Raw genomic sequence first — 268 nt, forward strand, 5'->3', positions numbered from 1 at the left:
TGACGGGCTTCGCTTCCTCGATCATAACCGCGCGGCTGCTCGGGCCGGAAGCCAACGGCATCGTCGCCTTTTCGCTCTGGCTGGTGGTGACCGGCGCCTCGATCGCCGAGCTCGGCTCCAGCATCACGCTGCTGAAGACCTTGCCGCAACTTTCGGCGGACGGCTTCGACGCGCGCCGCCGCCGGGGTTTTGCCGCCATCCTCGTCAGCTTCATGATGTTCTCGACCGTCGTGCTGCTGGCGCTCTACGCCCTATTCTTCCTGACCTC

General features: G+C 65.3%; 1 pseudogene. It reads left to right on the forward strand.

What is annotated here, in order from left to right:
* Positions 1–268: pseudogene (locus tag EOD29_RS32040) on the forward strand (sugar transporter); the annotation flags it as partial.

This window comes from Mesorhizobium sp. M1A.T.Ca.IN.004.03.1.1, from assembly GCF_003997555.1.
Classification (GTDB): Bacteria; Pseudomonadota; Alphaproteobacteria; order Rhizobiales; family Rhizobiaceae; genus Mesorhizobium.